This is a genomic window from Streptomyces sp. NPDC042638, from assembly GCF_040647235.1.
Lineage (GTDB): Bacteria > Actinomycetota > Actinomycetes > Streptomycetales > Streptomycetaceae > Streptomyces > Streptomyces rameus.
The window spans coordinates 1-19,675 of record NZ_JBEZBT010000028.1 but is presented as its reverse complement, the minus strand read 5'-3'; the positions used below and the strand labels follow the sequence as shown (position 1 = coordinate 19,675).

The window sequence follows — 19,675 nt, the reverse complement described above, 5'->3', positions numbered from 1 at the left end:
CCGCCGTCGGCGTTGCCGCGATGCGGCCCGACGGTGTGGCACCGTCGCCTCCGACGGCCACGCGGAAGGGCGGGCACACATGACCAAGGCCGTACGGGGTCTCCCGGTCCTCCTCGCGGCACTGCTGCCGGGCCTGGCGGCGCCGGCCGTCGCCCAGCCGGTGCCGCTGCCCTGGACCGGCAGCTGGGAGACCGCGCCCTCCGGCACCGCAGCCGCACTGCCCGGCGCCGCCGTCCGCAACGTCGTCCACCTCAGCGTCGGCGGCGTCGCCGTCCGCGTCCGGCTCAGCAACCGGCTCGGCACCAGGCCCCTGCGCCTCGGCGCGGTCACCGTCGCGCTGCGCCGGGCGGACGGCCCCGACGCCGTACCCGGCACCCTGCGCACCGCCACCTTCCGCGGCGCCCCCGGGACGACCGTCCCACCCGGTACGGACGCGGTCACCGACCCGGTGCCGCTGTCCGTACCGTCCGCCGCCGACCTGCTCGTCACCGTCTACACCCCCGGCGACTCCGGGCCCGCCACCTACCACCGCGACGCCCAGCAGACCAGCTACCTGGCCCGGGCCGGCGCCGGCCGGGCCGCCGACGAGGACGGCGGCGCGTACACGGTGACCACCGGCCGCTGGTACTACGTCACCGGCGTGGACGTCCGCGGGTCCGCCGCCGGCAGTGTCGTCGCGTTCGGGGACTCGCTCACCGACGGCAACGGCTCCACCCCCGACACCAACCGCCGCTGGCCCGACCGGCTCGCCCAGCGGCTCGGCGGCCACCAGACCGGCGTCCTCAACGCCGGCGTCTCCGGCAACCGCCTGCTGCGCGACGGCACCGGACCGAGTGCCCTCGCCCGCCTGGACGCCGACGCACTGGACCGGGCGGGGGTGCGGGCCCTGGTCGTCTTCGAGGGCATCAACGACATCAAGGGCAGCCCGGAGGCGAGCGACCCCGCCGCCTACGCGGACGCCTACCGCACCCTGGTGGCCCGCGCCCACGCCCGCGGCATCCGGGTCGTCGGCGTCACCCTCACCCCGTGGGGCGGCCACCCCGCCTGGAGCGCCGCCCGCGAGGCGGTCCGGCTGCGGGTGAACGCCTTCATCCGCGGCGGCGGCGCCTTCGACGCCGTCGCCGACGCGGACGCCGCCGTCCGTGACCCGGCCGACCCGGCGCGCCTCCTGCCCGCCTACGACCCCGGCGACCACCTGCACTTCAACGACACCGGCATGGCCGCCGTCGCCGACACCGTCCACCGCGCCCTGACCGGCGGGCCGGCCGGCACCGCCCCGCCGGTCCGGTCCCACATCACCGTGCGAGCCGCCTCACGACACTGACCGTGCCGGTCGCCCCCGTGGGTCAGCGGTGGTCTTCCCGGGTGACCCAGCCACGCTCCCAGGCGTGCCAGCCCAGCTGCATCCGGGTGCTCACCCCGGCCAGTTCCATCAGCCGCCGTACCCTGCGCTGCACGGTCCGCAGGCCCACGTCGAGCTGTTTGGCCACGCTCGCGTCGGTCAGCCCCGCCAGCAGCAGGGAGAGCACCTCCAGATCGGTGGCGTCGGGGCCGTCCGGCTGCTCCTCGGTCACCCCCGAGGCCCCCAGCCGCAGCGGGAGGGCCTCCCGCCACACCGACTCGAACAGGCCGGCGAGCAGCTCCAGCAGCCCGCTGGCGTGCACCACCAGCGCGGCCGGTTCCGCCGTCCTCGACGTCAGCGGCACCATCGCGAGCGAGCGGTCGGCCACCACCAGCTTCGTCGGCACACGGTCCACCACCCTGACCTGCTCGTCACGGCCGAGGGCCGCCGTCAGCTCGGTCAGCCCGTGCGGGAGGTCCAGCACCGCGCGCTCCACCACCACCCGGTAGCGGACCCCGCGCACCGCCGCCTGCTCCTCCGCCTCGTTCTCCATGCCCGACACGACCACCGGGTTGCCGGTCACCAGCGCGCACACCTCCTCGGCCGCGCCCAGCTGGAGCTGGAGGAAGCGCTGGGCGACCGCCGTAGCACCGGTCACCACCTCCACCAGGTCGTGCACCGCCGGTTCGGCCGCGACCGCCCGGTACTCCTCCGCGAGCAGCGCCGCCGCCAGTTCCGCCTTCTCCAGCTCGTGCCGCTGCTGGGTGAGCAGGGCGCCCAGCGCCACCCCGGGCGGCGCCGCCACCCACCGCCCCGGGCGGGCCGAGGACTGGGCCGCCAGCCCCTGCCGCTCCAGCCGGCGCAGGGCCCGCTCGGTGTCCCGCTCGGCCAGCGTCAGGCGCCGTGCCAGATCGGCCACGTCGGCCGCGCCCACGGACACCAGCGCCCGGTACGCCGCCTCGTGCGTCTCGTCCAGCCCTAGCGCTGCCAGCATCGCCGTGCGTCCCTCCTCGCGAACAAGCCGACGGAAGCGGTACGGCGTGGCGGAAAACGGCCACGGCGCAAACCCGCCGCCGAACATCATCGCCGTACCGGTGGCGTGTCTGCCAAGGTGGCAGCACCGCGGGACGCACGGCCGTTTACACGATTCACAGCCGAGTCCCGCCGGAACACGGTCGTGATCCGGCCGTCCGACCGGTGCCGCCCGGGTGTGGCACGGTCGCCGAATGCCGTGGCCCGGGCCCGGGCGTGCGTGAGCGCACGAAGGGGATCCGGGGCCGGGCCACTTCGAACGTCGCCGGGCGGTCCTCCCGTGGGGGGTGGGGCCGCCCGGCGGCAGCCACCGTTTCCCGTACGGCTGTTCGGCCGCTCACTCGATACGCCCCGTTCGGCGCCGTCGACGGGCCGGATTTCCCGATGCCCCGTTTTCATCCGGCCCGTGCGGTGGACAATCAGGGGCATGAGCCAGCAGGGGGGAAGCACCGCCCGTCATGAGGACGACTGGTGGGGGCAGTTGTACGACGACTCCACCCAGGACACGGGTCCCACGGCGGCGCCCGATTCCCTGGACGACCGGTTCGCCTCGGCGCGGAACGCGGTGGCGGGACGGCCGACGGGGGCCCTGGAGCGGCCGTCCGCGGAACCGGCACCGCCGGAGGGGGCGGCGAAGGGTCCGTCCACGCGGAGGGCGGCCGCGGATCCGTCCCCGCAACGGCCGTCCGCCCGACGGCCGCCCCCGGATCCGGCACCCGCGGGAGCGACGGTACCGACGCAACGCACCGCCGAGGTTCCACCGCCCGCGCAAGCCCCTCCGCCACAGCCGACTCCACCCGCCGAGCCCGCGCCGCCCACGGAACCCGCGTCGCTCACCGAGGCATCTCCGCCCGGGCGGCCCGAGTCGCCAGCCGAGCCCGCGTCGCCCACCGAGCCCCCGTCGCCCGCTGAGCCCGATTCGCTCACTGAGCCCGCGTCGCTCACCGAGGCCTCTCCGCCCGGGCGGCCCGAGTCGCCAGCCGAGCCTGCGTCGCCCGCTGAGCCCGAGTCGCCCGCTGAGCCCGAGTCGCTCACTGAGCCCGAGTCGCTCACCGAGGCATCTCCGCCCGGGCGGCCCGAGTCGCCAGCCGAGCCTGCGTCGCCCGCCGAGCCCGCGTCGCTCACTGAGCCCGCGTCATGGCCCGCCGCGGAGCCTGCGTCGCCCGCCGAGTCCGCGTGGCCCGCTGAGCCCCTCTCGCCCGCTGAGCCTGAGTCGTTCATCGACGCTCCTCCGCCGGGGCGGCCCGAGTCGCCCGCCGAGTCGGCGTCGCTGACGGAGTCCCCGTCGCCCGCTGAGCCTGCGCCGTACACCGGCGCTCCTCCGCCGGGGCGGCCCGCGTCGCCCGCCGAGTCGGCGTCGCTGACGGAGTCCCCGTCGCCCGCTGAGCCTGAGTCGTTCATCGACGCACCTTCGCCCGGGCGGCCCGCAGCGCCCGCCACGGAGCCCCCCTCGCTCACTGAGCCCGCGTCGCTCACCGAGGCCTCCCCGCCCGGGTGGCCCGCCACGGAGCCCGCAGTACCCGTGCAGCCCGCGTCGCTGGCGGAGTCCCCGTCGCCCGGCGATTCCCTTCCGCCCGCCCGGTCCCCGGAGGCCACGGCGGACCCGGCATCCCCCGCTCCCGTGGCGTCCACCGGGAGTGCCGAGCCCCCCGCCCCCCGCGAGCCCGCTTCACGAGCGGACGCCGTCATCGCCGGGCCCTGCGCCCCCGCGCCCGCCTCCGTCGACTACGTGGGCTCCGGTCCTCCCACCTACGATCCCGAGCCCACCGCCCTCCCGCTCGCCGATCCGGACGGACTCGGTGAGCTGGTCGCCGACACCGCGCTGGACGGCGCCCGGTACGGGGCGTGCACGCTGCGGGCCGTGTCGCTGCGCGGGGACTCGGCCCGCTACCGGGGTGAGCCGCGCCGGGACTCGCTGCTCACCGCGCGGTTCGGGACGGGGGAGCAGGCGCTGGTCCTCGTCGCCATGGCGACCGGCGTGCGCGGCACCCCGGGCGCGCACCTGGCGGCGGCCGAGGCGTGCCGGTGGATCGCCCGGGCGGTGGGCCGCAGCCATCAGCGGCTCGTGGCGGACATCCGGACGGCCAGGCGCGGCGACCTGAAGTCGGGTCTGCAGCGGCTCACCGACCGCAGCCTCGGCAAGCTCCGGGCGAGCGCCGCCGAACAGGGCGTCGCCGCCGAGGAGTACGCGGCGAGCCTGCGCTGTCTGCTGCTGCCCGCCGACCCGGACTGCCGTACGCGCGTCTTCTTCGGCGTCGGCGACGGCGGGCTGTTCCGGCTGCGGGACGGCGCCTGGCAGGACATCGAGCCGCGTCCGTCGGCGGACGGCTCCGCCGGCCCCGACGCCGTCGGCTTCGCCTCTCCGCCCGAGCGGACGCCGGAGGGCGACCGGCTGACGATGGACCTCGGCATCCCGGCCCCGCCGAGCCCGTTCGAGCCGGCCCCGGAACCACCGCCGGAACCGCCCCGTGAACCGTTCCGGTTCCGCGCCTCGGTAGCCCGGCCGGGTGACGCGCTGGTGATGTGCACGGCGGGCCTCGCCGACCCGCTGCGCGGCGAGCCCGCCCTCTGCGCCTACCTGGCCCGCCGCTGGTCCGGCCGTACCCCGCCCGGGCTCGCCGCGTTCCTCGCCGACGCCCAGGTACGGGTGAAGGGCTACGCCGACGACCGCACGGCGGCGGCTGTGTGGGAGGCGTAACCCGGGCGCCTGTGACTCCATGGGTGTATGGCCAAACAGAACGTAGCCGAGCAGTTCGTCGACATCCTCGTCCGCGCCGGGGTGCGCCGCCTCTACGGTGTCGTCGGCGACAGCCTCAACCCGGTGGTGGACGCCGTGCGGCGCAAATCCGCCATCGACTGGATCCACGTGCGCCACGAGGAGACCGCCGCCTTCGCGGCCGGCGCGGAGGCACAGGTCACCGGGAAACTGGCCGCCTGCGCCGGCTCCTGCGGCCCCGGCAACCTGCACCTGATCAACGGTCTCTACGACGCCCACCGCTCCATGGCCCCGGTGCTCGCGCTCGCCTCGCAGATCCCGTCCAGTGAGATCGGCCTCGGCTACTTCCAGGAGACCCACCCGGACCGGCTGTTCCAGGAGTGCAGTCACTACAGCGAGCTGATCTCCAGCCCGAAGCAGATGCCCCGGCTGCTGCAGACCGCCATCCAGCACGCGGTCGGGCAGCGCGGGGTGAGCGTGGTGTCGCTGCCCGGGGACATCGCCGCCGAGCCCGCCCCGGAGAAGGCCCCGCAGAGCGCGCTCGTCACCTCCCGGCCCACCGTGCGGCCCGGCGACGCCGAGATCGACAGGCTCGTGGAGATGATCGACGCGGCCGGCAAGGTCACCCTGTTCTGCGGCAGCGGCACGGCCGGCGCGCACGCCGAGGTGATGGAGTTCGCCGGGAGGATCAAGTCCCCGGTGGGGCACGCGCTGCGCGGCAAGGAGTTCATCCAGTACGACAATCCGTACGACGTGGGGATGAGCGGGCTGCTCGGGTACGGCGCCGCCTACGAGGCCACCCACGAGTGCGACTTGCTGATCCTGCTCGGCACCGACTTCCCGTACAACGCCTTCCTGCCGGACGACGTGCAGATCGCCCAGGTCGACGTACGGCCCGAGGTGCTCGGCCGCCGCTCCCGGCTCGACCTCGCGGTGTGGGGGGATGTGCGCGAGACGCTGCGGTGCCTTCTCCCGCGCGTCCGGGAGAAGACCGACCGGCGCTTCCTCGACCGCATGCTGAAGAAGCACGCCGACGCGCTGGAGGGCGCGGTCAAGGCGTACACGCGCAAGGTCGACAAGCACGTCCCGATCCATCCCGAGTACGTCGCCGCCGTCCTGGACGAGGTCGCCGACGACGACGCCGTCTTCACGGTCGACACCGGCATGTGCAACGTGTGGGCCGCCCGCTACGTCTCGCCCAACGGCCGCCGCCGGATCATCGGTTCCTTCTCGCACGGGTCGATGGCGAACGCGCTGCCGATGGCGATCGGCGCCCAGTTCACCGACCGGCGCCGGCAGGTGGTCTCCATGTCCGGGGACGGCGGGTTCAGCATGCTCATGGGCGACTTCCTGACGCTCGTGCAGTACGACCTGCCCGTCAAGGTGGTGCTGTTCAACAACTCCTCCCTCAGCATGGTGGAGCTGGAGATGCTGGTCGCGGGTCTGCCGTCGTACGGCACCGCCAACACCAACCCCGACTTCGCCGCCGTCGCCCGCGCCTGCGGTGCCTACGGCATGCGCGTGGAGAAGCCCAAACAGCTCGCCGGGGCGCTCAAGGACGCCTTCCGGCACAAGGGACCGGCCCTGGTGGACATCGTCACCGACCCCAACGCCCTCTCCATCCCGCCGAAGATCAGCGCGGAGATGGTCACCGGGTTCGCCCTGTCCGCCTCGAAGATCGTGCTGGACGGCGGGGTCGGCCGGATGCTCCAGATGGCCCGTTCCAACCTGCGCCATGTGCCGCGGCCCTGACGGAGTCGGGGGAGTGGATTTCGGCCAGTTTCACGGGACGTGACGGCGTGCCGACCGCCGGTGCCGGAGGGGGCCGGGCCGCCGTCGCGGGGCCTCCGGGGCGCCCAGCGGCGTCCGGGGTGCCCGGGGCGCGGCACGGGCGCCGTGCGGTGGCCGGCCGGCACAGGGTGCGGATATGGCCGAACCACCGGGCATCGGGCACAGGTCAGGACTGCCCGGGATCCTGCTGGGCAAGCATCCCCCCGTGAACGTGTTCGACCAGGAGGGGCAGGGACCGGCGGCGTGCGGGCGGGGGTCATGAAGAGGCAGGCGCGAGGAGGCGGTCCCTTGACCGCAGGGGCCTTCTCGGCGACAACGGGGGAAGAGGCCGACACCATCACGGAACAGGCGCGGCGGCTCCGGCGCAGGCTGGGCCGGGCGGATCTCAGGGCGGTCCCGGAGGCTCGCCAGGCGCTGCGCGAACTGCTGCTGCACTGGGGCAAACCGGGGCGTTCGGAGATCGCCGAACTGCTCACCAGCGAGCTCGTCACCAACGCACTCCTCCACACCGATGACGACGCCGTGCTCACGGCCGTGGTGGAACCCGGCGGACTGCGCGTGGAAGTACGGGACTTCGTGGCCCGCAGGCCCGAGCCGTACGCCCCGGTCACGGACGACGACACCCACGGCCGGGGCCTGCTGCTGGTGCAGTCCCTCGCCGACACCTGGGGCGTGCGATCGCACGGGGTGGGCAAGTCGGTGTGGTTCGAACTCGGTGCCGAGGCGGCGTGAGCGGAGAACGGGGCGGGGCGTGACCGGTGTGGTCACGCCCCGCCCCGTTCGTGCCGCGGTGTGGGCCGACGGTCAGCCGAACTGCTGCTCCAGGTCCTTGAGCTTGCGCTCCAGGGAGTCCAGGCGCGGCAGGGCCATGGTGTCGTCCTCCGCGGTGAGGTCGACGGTCACCGGTTCAGTTGCTTTGCGGACCGGCTGAAGGGAGGGCCGAGAGCGGACGGGCAGCTGTTCCGCGGTGGATATGGCAGGCTCCGCGGTCGCGGGGGCGGGCGCGCGCTCCACCGCCTGCACCTCGACCTGGCGCCCGGAGCCCCGGCCGACGAAGCCGCGGTGGCCCCGGCTGATCGCCTTCAGCTGGGCCCGCTCCACGCGCTGCTGGTCGCGCCGCCGCTGGCGGGTCTCCTCCTTCTGCCGCTTGTCCTCGCGGACCTCCTCGACCGCCTCGTCGAGGCTGCGCACACCCTCCAGGAGCATCAGTGACCAGGCACGGTAGGTCTCGCGGGGCGCCCGCACCCAGCGCACGATCCGGATCTGCGGCAGCGGGCGCGGCACCAGGCCCTGCTCGCGCAGCGCGGCCCGGCGGGTCTGCTTCAGCGCCCGGTCGAACAGCACGGCCGCCGACAGCGACATGCCGGAGAAGAACTGCGGGGCACCGGCGTGACCCACGCCGCGGGGCGCGTGCACCCAGTTGAACCAGGCCGCCGCCGCGGCGAACAGCCAAACCAGTATCCGGGAGCCGAGGGCCGCGTCTCCGTGGCTGGCCTCACGGACCGCGAGTACGGAGCAGAACATCGCGGCACCGTCCAGACCGAACGGCACGAGGTACTGCCAGCCGCCGGTCAGCCCGAGGTTCTGTTCGCCGAAGCCGACCAGGCCGTGGAAGGACAGGGCTGCCGCCACCGCCGCGCAGCAGAACAGCAGGACGTAGGAGGCGGTGCCGTAGACGGCCTCCTTGCGCCTGCGGCGCTCCTCGCTGCGCTCCCACGAGTCGTCCGCACTCGCGTTCTCCCCGGAGGAGCGCTTTCCGCGCGCGAGCACCGCCACCGCCGCCAGCAGGCCCAGGAGCAGTACGGCGCCGGGAAGCAGCCAGTTCAGCGATATGTCGGTCAGTCTCATCAGGGGTCCCTTGCATTGGGATAGGGCGTAACGCCCGCCATAGTGGCCCACTCCCGAGGGCCCTCAGGGGGTTTCGGGGCAAGAGGCCGCCAAGAAGGTGCAAGGGGATGCCCGAGGACGGCGTTCTGCTCGAACTGCCGCGTGAGGGGCGGGAGTTGAGTTCGAATAAGACTACCCGTACGAGTGGTTCCGCGGAAAGTTCCCGGGACGCGTGAGGGAGCTGTGAATCACCTGTTCGGGAGCCGGTCCGCGGACGGCCGGTCCGGTGGCGGTGATCCTAGCGGACGGACGGCCGTGCTCCGTCCCTGACGGTCCCTCACACGGCCGCCGTGGCGGTGAGCTTGGCGATCCGGTCGCTGTCGCAGGTGCGCGGACACGTCGCACAGGTGTCCGCCGGACGAACGGTGTAGAACATGCAGCAGCTCGCCCGGTCCCGGGTGGGCAGCGCCGCGCCGTCCGGTCCCGTCAGCACCCGGAACCCGGCGGAGCCGGCGTACGGCCGGGTCGCCCCCGGCAGCAGCAGCTCCAGCTCCCGCACCGCCCGCGCCGCCTCCCGCTCGCCCAGCAGCCGGGCGACGTACCACAGCCCCTCCACCAGCTCGTCGGTCGCCATGCCCCACAGCGCGCGCCCGCGCCGCCGCATCCGGGGCCCGAAGGCCGCGAGCACCGGCTCCAGGTGCTCGGCCACGGCCGCCCGCACCTCGGTCCGCAGCGCCTCCTCGTCCGGTACGACGACGGTGCCGGGCAGCGCGGCGGCCGGGTCGCCCGGCAGGCAGGCGACGGACACCGGGCGGCGCAGGGCCATGCGGCCGGCCGTGCGGTCGTAGGAGACGTGTGTCACGGGCAGCCGGGGCACCCGGCGGCAGAGGAACCACGGGACGGTGATCAGCAGGCAGGCGGGCCAGGCGTAGCGGTGCAGTCCGAAGCTCGCGACGACGTCCGGGCGGGCCGGGCGGCCGTAGTCGCGCACCACCTGGGCGTCGTCCCAGGCCAGAAAGGCGTCCAGCTCCGCGCCGCCCGCGGCGAGCCCGGCGGCGCCGGTCCAGCCCTCCCCACGGGGTGCCGGGTCGTCCGGGCCCAGCTCGGTCACGGTCAGCGCGGGAAAGGCCGCGCCGAGGCGGTCGTAGGCGGCGGTGAGCGGCGAGGCCGCAGCGGGCATGGCGGAACCACCGGTCCTCGGACGCGTCCGCGATCGCGGACTGGGGTGCACAGGCAAGCCTTACCTTACCTATTCGTGCAGGAGTTTGAACTGCCGCCCGGTGCGCCTAAGGTGCTTGACGGACAACCGACAACCCGTCGTCAATGACCCCAAGTGCCGACAAGCCGCCAGGAGGACCCGTGAAGCAGGGCGTGCAGGGCCCCCCGGGCACACCGGTCGCCGCCCGTGTTCCGGCGCAGCAGCGTCCGGCGGCCGACTCCGCCCCGGGCCGCGAGCGGGACGCCGCGGTGCCCTGCGCGGCGCGCGGCGAGCACACGCACTCCGAGCGCCCGATCGCGGGGCCACGGGTCGCGGTGCAGCGCTCCTCGGTGCGCGGGCAGATCCTGGACGCCCTGCGCACGGCGCTGGTCAGCGGTGAGCTGAAACCGGGCGAGGTCTACTCGGCGCCGGTGCTCGGCGAACGGTTCGGTGTCTCGGCCACACCCGTGCGGGAGGCCATGCAGCAGCTCGCGCTGGAGGGCGCCGTCGAGGTCGTGCCCAACCGCGGCTTCCGGGTGATCGAGCGGGGGGCGCGGGAGCTGGCCGAACTGGCGGAGGTGCGCGCGCTCATCGAGGTGCCGGTGCTGCTGCGGCTCGCGTGCACGGTGCCGGCCGAGCGGTGGGCCGCACTGCGGCCCCTCGCCGAGGAGACGGTACGCGCGGCGGCCACCGGCTGCCCGGCGACGTACGCGGAGTCCGACCGCGCCTTCCACCGGGCGCTGCTCGCCCTGGCGGGCAACGGGCAACTGGTCCGGATCGCCGAGGACCTCCACCGCCGGTCCCAGTGGCCCCCGGTCCGGCACGGGCGGCCCGGCCTCGTCGCCGACGCGGCGGAACACCTGGCTCTGCTGGACGCGCTGGCCGCGGGCGACGTGGACGCGGTGCGCGGGCTGGTGGAATGCCACTTCGCGGGCGCGGCCTGAGTTCCGCCGGTGCGCGTCGCCGGGGCGCGGCTCGGGTGTCGGCGGTGCGTGTCGTCGGGGCGCGGCTCGGGTTTCGGCAGTGTGTGTCGTCGGGGTGTGGCTCGGGTTTCGGTGGTGCGTTCCGGGCGGGGTGCGGGCTGGGCTCCGGAGGCACGCGCCGTTGGGGGCGCGGGCCGTCTTCCGGGTGCGGGTCCGCCGTGGTTGCTCGCGCAGTTCCCCGCGCCCCTGATGGGCGCGTCAGCCCAACGCCCTTCAGGGGCATGGGGAGTGCGCGTCGCCGCCCCTACGCCGTCGCCGCCCCCGGCGCGGGCGGTGCCAACTGCCGGGCCAGCCAGGTCGGTACGCCCCCCAGCAGCCGGAACAGCCGCCGCGCCTCCTCCCGGAGCCGGGACGCCTCCGGTTCCTCCTCGGTGTCGGCCAGCGACGCCAGCGCCGGGGCCGTACCCACCAGATAGCCCAACTCCTCCCGGATCCGCAGGGATTCGGCGAAGCCGTGCCGTGCGGCGGCCACCTCGCCGTCGCGCAGTGAGAGTCCGGCGAGATGGCGCCAGGTGAAGGACAGCAGGAGGGGGTCGGCCTGCGCGGCGGCGCCCGCGTGGGCGCGGCGGTACGCGGCGCGGGCCGCCTGCGGGGAGCGGGTCAGGTTCTCCGCGACCAGGCCCCGGCGGAAGTCCAGCAGGGCCCTGCCCGGCGCCCCCGGGGCGATCAGCGCCGCCGCCCGGCCGAGCGCGGACCGCGCCTCGTCGGCACGGTCCCGGACGCCGTGCAGCGTGGCGGTGTAGGCCAGTTGGCCCCGCTCACAGGCGGCGGCCCCCCGCTCGTCGTCGCTGTGCGCCACCGCCTCCGCCGTCCGCAGCGCGTCCTCCGCCTCCTGCCAGCCCCGCTCGGTGTACAGGCACCGTTCGACCAGCAGGGCGGCCCGCTGCAACGCCGGGGCGGGGCGGTCGGGCGGCAGCAGGGCCGCCGCGTCGGACCAGCAGGCCCGGCTGCGCAACCGCCATACCGCGGTCTGGAGTGGATCGTCACCGGTCGTTCCGTTACCAGACATGGCGGTATACGCCACGTTGCCCTCCCCATGCGCGCCATCGAGCTGTTGAGTGGTGGCCGCATTCCAGCACCAATCGCGGCGCCGGGCCAAGAGGGTGGGTGAAAGATTTCACAAAGTAGTGGGGCGCGGGCGTGACCTGGTTCGGCCGCCGCGCGCCCCCGCTGACCTCAGCTCATGCGCAGGGCCAGGAAGAAGTCCAGCTTGTCCTCCAGGCGGGACAGGTCCCGTCCCGTCAACTGCTCGATCCTGCCGACCCGGTAGCGCAGCGTGTTGACGTGCAGGTGGAGACGGGTGGCGCAGCGGGTCCAGGAGCCGTCGCAGTCGAGGAACGCCTCCAGGGTCGGGATCAGCTCGGCCCGGTGCCGGCGGTCGTAGTCCGTCAGCGGGTCCAGCAGCCGGGCCGTGAAGGCCCGCCGGACGTCGTCGGGCACGAACGGCAGCAGCAGGACGTGCGAGGCCAGCTCCTGGTGCCCGGCGGCGCACACCCGGCCGGTGCGGGCGGCGGCGACCCGGCGGGCGTGCCGGGCCTCCTCCAGGGCGCCGCGCAGGCCCTCCGCCGAGTGCACGGCGGCGCTGACGCCGAGGGTGAGCCGGCCGTCGTCGTCCAGGCCGGCCGACAGCGGCTCGCGCACCGACCGCAGCAGGGACTCGGCCAGCAGGCCCGTCTCCGAGCCGTCGTGCTCGGAGGAGACCGCGGGCAGCGGGACCAGGGCGATGGCCTCGTCGCCGGTGTGCGCCACGGCTATCCGGTCGGAGGGCTCGGGACCGGTCGCCAGCGGGTCGACCAGCACCTCCTCCAGCAGGGACTGGGCCACCGGGCCGCCCTCGACCGGCTCGCCCTCCCACTCCACGCGGGCCACCACGACCTGCCAGTGCGGGGCCGCCCCGAGCCCGGGCAGCAGCACCGGCGCCGCCACCCGCAGGCGGGCGGCGATCTCGGCGGGCGCGGCGCCCGTCTGCACCAGCTCCAGCACCTCCTGGGCGAGCCGGCGCCGGACCGTGCGGGCGGCGTCCCGGCGGTCCCGCTCGACGGCGATCAGCTGGGTGACGCCCTGGAGCAGGTCCAGGCGCTCCCCGGGCCAGTCACCCGCGTCCGCCTCCACCGCCAGCAGCCAGTCCGACAGCACCGTCTCGCGCACGTCGCGGGCGGCCTGCGGGGACCGGCCGGAGGAGCGGACCGGGAACAGGGAGTACGTGGAGCCGTTCAGCAGGACCCGGTGCGGGCCGCGGCGGCCGGTGCGGGTGGCCGCAAGGTGCTCGGCGGCCAGCCGGGCGCAGGTCTCGGCGGGCAGTACCGGGCCCGCCACCTTGGAGCCGGCGATCAGCCGGCCGGTGGGGGAGAGCACCCAGGCGCGCAGGTCCAGGTCGGAGCCGAGCAGGTCCAGCACCACGTCCGGGCCGCCGCCCGCCGGACCGGAGGTCATCATCCGCCGGTGCCGGTCCACGACCGCGGCCAGGTCGCCGGCGCGCTCGCCGGAGACCTGCCGTACGACGTGCTCGGTGATCGTCGCGAACGCCACCGACTCGTGCACCGCGAACAGCGGCAGCCGGTGCCGGACGCAGGCCAGGACCAGGTCCTCCGGCACATCGCCCAGCTCGGCCTCGCCCGCCGCGAGGGCCGCCACGCCCGCCTGCACCAGGGTCCGGACGAAGGGCTCGGAGTCGTCGGCGTCCCGGCGCCAGGCCAGGCCCGTCAGCACCAGCTCACCGCCGGAGAGGTAGCGGCTCGGGTCGCGCAGGTCGGTGGTCATGACCCCGCGTACCGAGCGGTCCAGCTCGTCCTCGCCGCCGAGCAGCCGCAGGCCCAGCGCATCGGTGTCCAGCAGTGCGCGCAGCCGCATCTCGTCGCCGCCGTTCTTTTGTCTCGAAACCTACGATGGATCTTGGAGGGGTGGGTGGCAGCCACCCGGAACCGGACGCCCGGGTGCGCGAACCGCGGTCTCCGTGCTGTTTCCCGCGTTTCCCCAGGAAATCGGAGAGGTTACCGATGAGCCCCGTTCATACGAATCTACAAGATGCCTGACCTGGCCAGCCAACTCCTTCATGGTTTCGGTGACTGACCCCGCCGGAGTACCGGGCGGTGTACTGAGTCCAATCCGCGTTAACAGGACATGAACGAGCCGGGCCCGCCGCACACGGATTGGCTCAATCTGCACGACCCACGAGACGAAGAAGAAGAGAGCCGGTCATGGACTTCCTTCGCCCCGCCAGCTGGGAGGAGGCGCTCGCCGCTAAGGCCGAGCACCCCACAGCTGTGCCGATTGCGGGTGGCACCGATGTGATGGTCGAGATCAACTTCGACCACCGCCGGCCCGAGTACCTCCTCGACCTCAACCGCATCGGCGACCTCACCGAGTGGGAGGTCGGCGAGGACACCGTACGGCTGGGTGCCTCCGTCCCGTACACCAAGATCATGGACAGTCTCCGTGCCGAGCTGCCGGGCCTCGCGCTCGCCTCGCACACGGTCGCCTCCCCGCAGATCCGCAACCGCGGCGGCGTCGGCGGCAACCTCGGCACGGCCTCGCCCGCCGGTGACGCCCACCCCGCCCTCCTCGCCGCCGGCGCGCAGGTCGAGGCGGAGTCCGCGGCCCGCGGCACCCGGCTCATCCCGATCGACGAGTTCTACACGGGCGTCAAGCGCAACGCGCTCCAGCCCGACGAGCTGATCCGTGCCGTGCACGTCAAGAAGGCGGACGGACCGCAGCAGTACTCGAAGGTCGGCACCCGCAACGCCATGGTCATCGCCGTGTGCGCCTTCGGTCTCGCCCTGCACCCCGAGACCCGCACCGTCCGGACCGGTATCGGTTCCGCGGCCCCGACGCCCGTACGCGCCAAGGCCGCCGAGGACTTCCTCAACGCGGCCCTGGAGGAGGGCGGCTTCTGGGACAACGGAAAGATCATCACCCCGTCGGTCGCCAAGCAGTTCGCGGACCTGTGCTCCGGCGCCTGCAACCCGATCGACGACGTCCGGGGCACCGCCAGCTACCGCCGCCACGCGGTCGGCGTCATGGCCCGCAGGACGCTCACCTGGACCTGGGAGTCGTACCGCGGTACCCGCCGCGCATCTGAGGGAGCTGCGTAATGCGCGTCAACTTCACCGTGAACGGACGTCCGCAGGAGGCCGACGACGTCTGGGAGGGCGAGTCCCTGCTGTACGTGCTGCGTGAGCGCCTCGGTCTTCCTGGCTCCAAGAACGCCTGTGAGCAGGGCGAGTGCGGTTCCTGCACCGTGCGGCTCGACGGCGTGCCCGTCTGCTCCTGCCTGGTCGCGGCCGGCCAGGTCGAGGGCCGCGAGGTCGTGACCGTCGAGGGCCTCGCCGACTTCGCCAGGCAGCGCGCCGAGGGCGGCTGCGCCACCGGCGCCTGCGGTACCAGGGGAACGTCGCTCGACGAGGCCAAGGGCTGGCAGGCCAAGGGCACCGACTCGCAGACCGGCGAGGGCACCGAACTCTCCCCGGTCCAGCAGGCGTTCATCGACGCCGGCGCCGTCCAGTGCGGCTTCTGCACCCCGGGTCTGCTCGTCGCCGCCGACGAGATGCTGGAGAACAACCCGAACCCGACCGACGCGGACATCCGCGAGGCGCTGTCGGGCAACCTGTGCCGCTGCACGGGCTACGAGAAGATCATGGACGCGGTCCGCCTGGCGGCCGCCCGCCAGTCCGAGGGGGTCTGACATGCCGGCCAACGGCGCTCCTACGAAGATCACGCAGGGCTCGCAGACCAAGGGCGGCATCGGCGAGTCCACGCTGCGCCCCGACGGCACCCTCAAGGTCACCGGCGAGTTCGCGTACTCGTCCGACATGTGGCACGAGGACATGCTGTGGGGCCAGATCCTGCGCTCCCCCGTCGCGCACGCCGAGATCGTCTCGATCGACACCGGCGAGGCCCTCGCCACGCCCGGTGTCTACGCGGTCCTGACCTACGACGACCTGCCCACCGAGGTGAAGAACTACGGCCTGGAGATCCAGGACACCCCGGTCCTCGCCCACGGCAAGGTACGCCACCACGGCGAGCCGGTCGCGATCGTCGCCGCCGACCACCCGGAGACGGCCCGACGCGCCGCCGCCAAGATCAAGGTGGAGTACAAGGAGCTGCCCGTCATCACCGACGAGGCCTCCGCCACCGCGCCGGACGCGATCCTCGTCCACGAGGGCCGCGACGACCACCACGCCGGCCATGTGCCGCACCCGAACATCGTGCACCGCCAGCCGATCGTCCGCGGCAACGTGGAGGAGGCCCGCCGGCGGGCCGACGTGATCGTCGAGGGCGAGTACACCTTCGGCATGCAGGACCAGGCCTTCCTCGGCCCCGAGTCCGGCCTCGCCGTGCCGGAGGAGGACGGCGGCGTCCACCTCTACATCGCCACCCAGTGGCTCCACTCCGACCTGCGCCAGATCGCGCCCGTCCTCGGCCTGCCCGAGGAGAAGGTGCGCATGACGCTGTCCGGCGTCGGCGGCGCGTTCGGCGGCCGCGAGGACCTGTCGATGCAGATCCACGCCTGCCTGCTGGCGCTGCGCACCGGCAAGCCCGTCAAGATCGTCTACAACCGGTTCGAGTCCTTCTTCGGGCACGTCCACCGGCACCCGGCGAAGCTCTACTACGAGCACGGCGCCACCAAGGACGGCAAGCTCACGCACATGAAGTGCCGGATCGTCCTGGACGGCGGCGCCTACGCCTCCGCCTCCCCGGCGGTCGTCGGCAACGCCTCCTCGCTCTCCGTCGGCCCGTACGTCGTGGACGACGTCGACATCGAGGCCATCGCCCTCTACACCAACAACCCGCCCTGCGGCGCCATGCGCGGCTTCGGCGCGGTCCAGGCGTGCTTCGCCTACGAGGCGCAGATGGACAAGCTGGCGAAGAGGCTGGGCATGGACCCGGTGGAGTTCCGGCAGCTGAACGCGATGGAGCAGGGGACCATCATGCCGACGGGACAGCCGGTCGACTCCCCGGCCCCGGTCGCCGAACTGCTGCGGCGGGTCAAGGCGATGCCGATGCCGCCCGAGCGCCAGTGGGAGTCCAGCGAGGGCGCCGACGTACGGCAGCTGCCCGGCGGTCTGTCCAACACCACGCACGGCGAGGGCGTCGTACGCGGTGTGGGCATCGCGGTCGGCATCAAGAACGTCGGCTTCTCCGAGGGCTTCGACGACTACTCCACCGCCAAGGTGCGCATGGAGGTCGTGGGCGGCGAGCCGGTCGCGACCGTGCACACCGCGATGGCGGAGGTCGGCCAGGGCGGTGTCACCGTCCACGCGCAGATCGCCCGCACCGAACTCGGCGTCGCCCAGGTCACCATCCACCCGGCCGACACCCAGGTGGGCTCGGCCGGCTCCACCTCGGCCTCCCGGCAGACGTACGTCACCGGCGGCGCCGTGAAGCACACCTGCGAGCTGGTCCGCGAGAAGGTCCTGGAGATCGGCCGCCGCAAGTTCGGCACCTACCACCCGGCCTGGGCGACGGCCGAACTCCTGCTGGAGGGCGGCAAGGTCGTCACCGACGGCGGCGAGGTCCTCGGCGACCTGGCCGACGTCCTGGAGGGCGAGAGCGTCGAGATCGAGGCGGAGTGGCGGCACCGGCCGACCGAGGCCTTCGACCTGCGCACCGGCCAGGGCAACGGACACGTCCAGTACTCCTTCGCGGCGCACCGCGCGGTCGTCGAGGTCGACACCGAACTCGGCCTGGTCAAGGTCATCGAACTGGCCTGCGCCCAGGACGTCGGCAAGGCGCTCAACCCGCTCTCCGTCATCGGCCAGATCCAGGGCGGTACGACGCAGGGCCTGGGCGTGGCCGTGATGGAGGAGATCATCGTCGACCCGAAGACGGCGAAGGTCAGGAACCCCTCCTTCACGGACTACCTGATCCCCACCATCCTCGACACGCCGACCATCCCGGTCGACGTGCTCGAACTCGCCGACGACCACGCCCCGTACGGGCTCCGTGGCATCGGCGAGGCCCCGACCCTGTCGTCCACCCCGGCCGTCCTCGCGGCGATCCGGAACGCGACCGGGCTGGAGCTCAACCGCACCCCGGTGCGTCCCGAGCACCTGACGGGCACCGCGTAACACCTCAAGCTCTCCGGGCGGCGCAGGGAACGTCACACACTCCGCCGCGCCGCCCGGAGGAACCTCTTTGAGTTCCGCACCGCTCGCGGTCCTTGAAGTACCCGGAATCCAGTTCGTCTCGGGCCGTCCCCCGGGTCGTCCATTCCCAAATCCCGTGACCGCAGAGGCGGTTGCACGGGTGCCCCTGTGAACCTTGGGAGATGGCACCATGACCCAGCAGTCAGTGGAGCCCAGGACCGCAGCCGACGACGCGGGCGATGGCAGTCGCGTCCCGGCCGGGCGGTCCTGGCTCGATCGGTACTTCCACATATCCAGAAGAGGATCCACGGTCTCGCGAGAGGTCCGCGGCGGCATCACCACCTTCATGGCGATGGCCTACATCCTCCTGCTCAACCCCCTCATCCTGTCCGGCAAGGACCACGCGGGGGACACGCTCGGCCAGAAGGCGCTGATCACCGCGACGGCGTTCGCGGCGGCCTTCACCACGCTGCTGATGGGTTTCGTCGGCAAGGTTCCGCTCGCCCTCGCCGCCGGCCTCTCCGTCTCCGGCGTCCTGTCCTCTCAGGTCGCCCCGGAGATGACCTGGCCGCAGGCCATGGGCATGTGCGTGATGTACGGCGTGGTCATCATGCTGCTGGTCGTCACCGGCCTACGCGAGATGATCATGAACGCGATCCCGCTCGCGCTCAAGCACGGCATCACGATGGGCATCGGCCTGTTCATCGCCCTCATCGGTTTCTACAAGTCCGGCTTCGTGCACCAGGGCAAGGCCACACCGCTCGCCCTCGGCCCCGCCGGTGAACTCGCCGGCTGGCCCGTCCTGCTCTTCGCCGGCACCCTGCTGCTGATCTTCATGCTGCAGGCCCGGAACGTGCCCGGCGCCATCCTCATCGGCATCATCTCCGGCACCGTCGTCGCCGCGGTCCTCAACGGCCTCGGCGTCATCGACCCCGCGCAGTGGGCGAACGGCGCCCCCGAACTGCACGGCAGCGCCGTCTCGATGCCCGACTTCTCGCTCTTCGGCAACGTCGAGTTCGGCGGCTGGGAGAAGGTCGGCGCGATGACGATCGGCATGATCGTCTTCACGCTCGTGCTCGCCGGCTTCTTCGACGCGATGGCCACCATCATCGGCGTCGGCACCGAGGCCAACCTGGCCGACGACAAGGGCCGGATGCCGGGCCTGTCCAAGGCGCTGTTCATCGACGGCGCCGGCGGGGCGATCGGCGGTGTGGCGGGCGGCTCCGGCCAGACCGTGTTCATCGAGTCGGCCACCGGCGTCGGCGAGGGAGCCCGCACCGGCCTCGCCTCCGTGGTCACCGGCCTGTTCTTCGCGGCCTGTCTGTTCTTCACCCCGGTCACCGCGATCGTCCCGCAGGAGGTCGCCTCCGCGGCCCTGGTCGTCATCGGCGCCATGATGCTGATGAACGCCCGGCACGTGGACTGGGCCGACCGCGCGACCGCCATCCCGGTGTTCCTGACCGTCGTCCTGATGCCGTTCACGTACACCATCACCACCGGTGTCGCCGCGGGCGTCATCTCCTACGTCGCCATCAAGGTGGGCCAGGGCAGGGCCCGCGAGATCGGCGCCTTCATGTGGGGACTGACGGTCGTCTTCCTCATCTACTTCGCCCTTCATCCCATCGAGGCCTGGCTGGGCGTCCACTAGTGCTCTGACCACATAGGTTCGCCGGGTTGGCGGTCATGACGGTTGGATGTGCG

At 73.4% G+C, this 19,675-nt stretch carries 14 protein-coding genes; 9 read left to right on the top strand and 5 right to left on the bottom strand.

Annotated elements, in window-relative coordinates; all coding sequences use genetic code 11:
* Positions 1–79: 79 nt before the first annotated feature.
* Positions 80–1,324, top strand: coding sequence for an SGNH/GDSL hydrolase family protein (locus AB0B40_RS22275; protein WP_362265155.1), 1,245 nt, complete (start codon positions 80–82; stop codon positions 1,322–1,324).
* Between the two features lie 22 nt (positions 1,325–1,346).
* Here AB0B40_RS22275 and AB0B40_RS22270 read toward each other — a convergent pair whose 3' ends face one another.
* On the bottom strand, positions 1,347–2,336 hold the full coding sequence (locus AB0B40_RS22270) for a helix-turn-helix transcriptional regulator (protein ID WP_345052486.1): 990 nt from the start codon (positions 2,334–2,336) through the stop codon (positions 1,347–1,349).
* Between the two features lie 1,257 nt (positions 2,337–3,593).
* Between AB0B40_RS22270 and AB0B40_RS22265 the strand changes: the two genes are divergently transcribed.
* The 3 genes from AB0B40_RS22265 (at position 3,594) to AB0B40_RS22255 (ending at position 7,613) form a co-directional block, all read left to right on the top strand.
* Positions 3,594–5,072, top strand: coding sequence for a protein phosphatase 2C domain-containing protein (locus AB0B40_RS22265; protein ID WP_345052685.1), 1,479 nt, complete (start codon positions 3,594–3,596; stop codon positions 5,070–5,072).
* 27 nt (positions 5,073–5,099) lie between these two features.
* Complete coding sequence (locus AB0B40_RS22260; RefSeq protein ID WP_362265153.1) at positions 5,100–6,842, top strand: pyruvate dehydrogenase; 1,743 nt, start codon at positions 5,100–5,102, stop codon at positions 6,840–6,842.
* Between the two features lie 327 nt (positions 6,843–7,169).
* Positions 7,170–7,613 (top strand): ATP-binding protein, encoded by a 444-nt coding sequence (locus AB0B40_RS22255; protein WP_362265151.1) that lies wholly within the window; start codon positions 7,170–7,172, stop codon positions 7,611–7,613.
* A gap of 72 nt (positions 7,614–7,685) precedes the next feature.
* Here the strand turns inward: AB0B40_RS22255 and AB0B40_RS22250 are convergent, their stop codons facing one another.
* On the bottom strand, positions 7,686–8,729 hold the full coding sequence (locus AB0B40_RS22250) for a DUF2637 domain-containing protein (protein ID WP_345052493.1): 1,044 nt from the start codon (positions 8,727–8,729) through the stop codon (positions 7,686–7,688).
* A gap of 316 nt (positions 8,730–9,045) precedes the next feature.
* Positions 9,046–9,888, bottom strand: a complete 843-nt coding sequence (locus AB0B40_RS22245; protein ID WP_362265149.1) for a (2Fe-2S)-binding protein — start codon at positions 9,886–9,888, stop codon at positions 9,046–9,048.
* A gap of 179 nt (positions 9,889–10,067) precedes the next feature.
* Between AB0B40_RS22245 and AB0B40_RS22240 the strand changes: the two genes are divergently transcribed.
* Positions 10,068–10,850 carry a GntR family transcriptional regulator gene (locus AB0B40_RS22240; RefSeq protein WP_362265147.1) on the top strand — a complete coding sequence of 261 codons (783 nt, stop codon included), beginning with the start codon at positions 10,068–10,070 and terminating at the stop codon, positions 10,848–10,850.
* 283 nt (positions 10,851–11,133) lie between these two features.
* Here the strand turns inward: AB0B40_RS22240 and AB0B40_RS22235 are convergent, their stop codons facing one another.
* Both AB0B40_RS22235 and AB0B40_RS22230 read right to left on the bottom strand, forming a co-directional pair.
* Positions 11,134–11,898, bottom strand: a complete 765-nt coding sequence (locus tag AB0B40_RS22235; protein WP_345052500.1) for a hypothetical protein — start codon at positions 11,896–11,898, stop codon at positions 11,134–11,136.
* Between the two features lie 167 nt (positions 11,899–12,065).
* The gene (locus tag AB0B40_RS22230; RefSeq protein ID WP_362265145.1) at positions 12,066–13,739 is read right to left on the bottom strand and encodes a PucR family transcriptional regulator ligand-binding domain-containing protein; all 1,674 of its coding nucleotides are present in this window, start codon (positions 13,737–13,739) and stop codon (positions 12,066–12,068) included.
* Positions 13,740–14,086: 347 nt separating this feature from the next.
* Between AB0B40_RS22230 and AB0B40_RS22225 the strand changes: the two genes are divergently transcribed.
* From AB0B40_RS22225 to AB0B40_RS22210, 4 genes are all read left to right on the top strand, one after another.
* Positions 14,087–14,980 (top strand): xanthine dehydrogenase family protein subunit M, encoded by an 894-nt coding sequence (locus tag AB0B40_RS22225; RefSeq protein ID WP_345052505.1) that lies wholly within the window; start codon positions 14,087–14,089, stop codon positions 14,978–14,980.
* Entirely contained in the window at positions 14,980–15,570 is a 591-nt protein-coding gene (locus tag AB0B40_RS22220) for a (2Fe-2S)-binding protein (protein WP_345052507.1), read from the top strand. Before AB0B40_RS22225 ends, AB0B40_RS22220 begins: the two co-directional genes overlap by 1 nt.
* Before the next feature lies 1 nt (position 15,571).
* Positions 15,572–17,956, top strand: coding sequence for a molybdopterin cofactor-binding domain-containing protein (locus AB0B40_RS22215; RefSeq protein WP_345052509.1), 2,385 nt, complete (start codon positions 15,572–15,574; stop codon positions 17,954–17,956).
* Positions 17,957–18,164: 208 nt separating this feature from the next.
* Complete coding sequence (locus tag AB0B40_RS22210; protein ID WP_345052512.1) at positions 18,165–19,622, top strand: NCS2 family permease; 1,458 nt, start codon at positions 18,165–18,167, stop codon at positions 19,620–19,622.
* Positions 19,623–19,675: the final 53 nt, after the last annotated feature.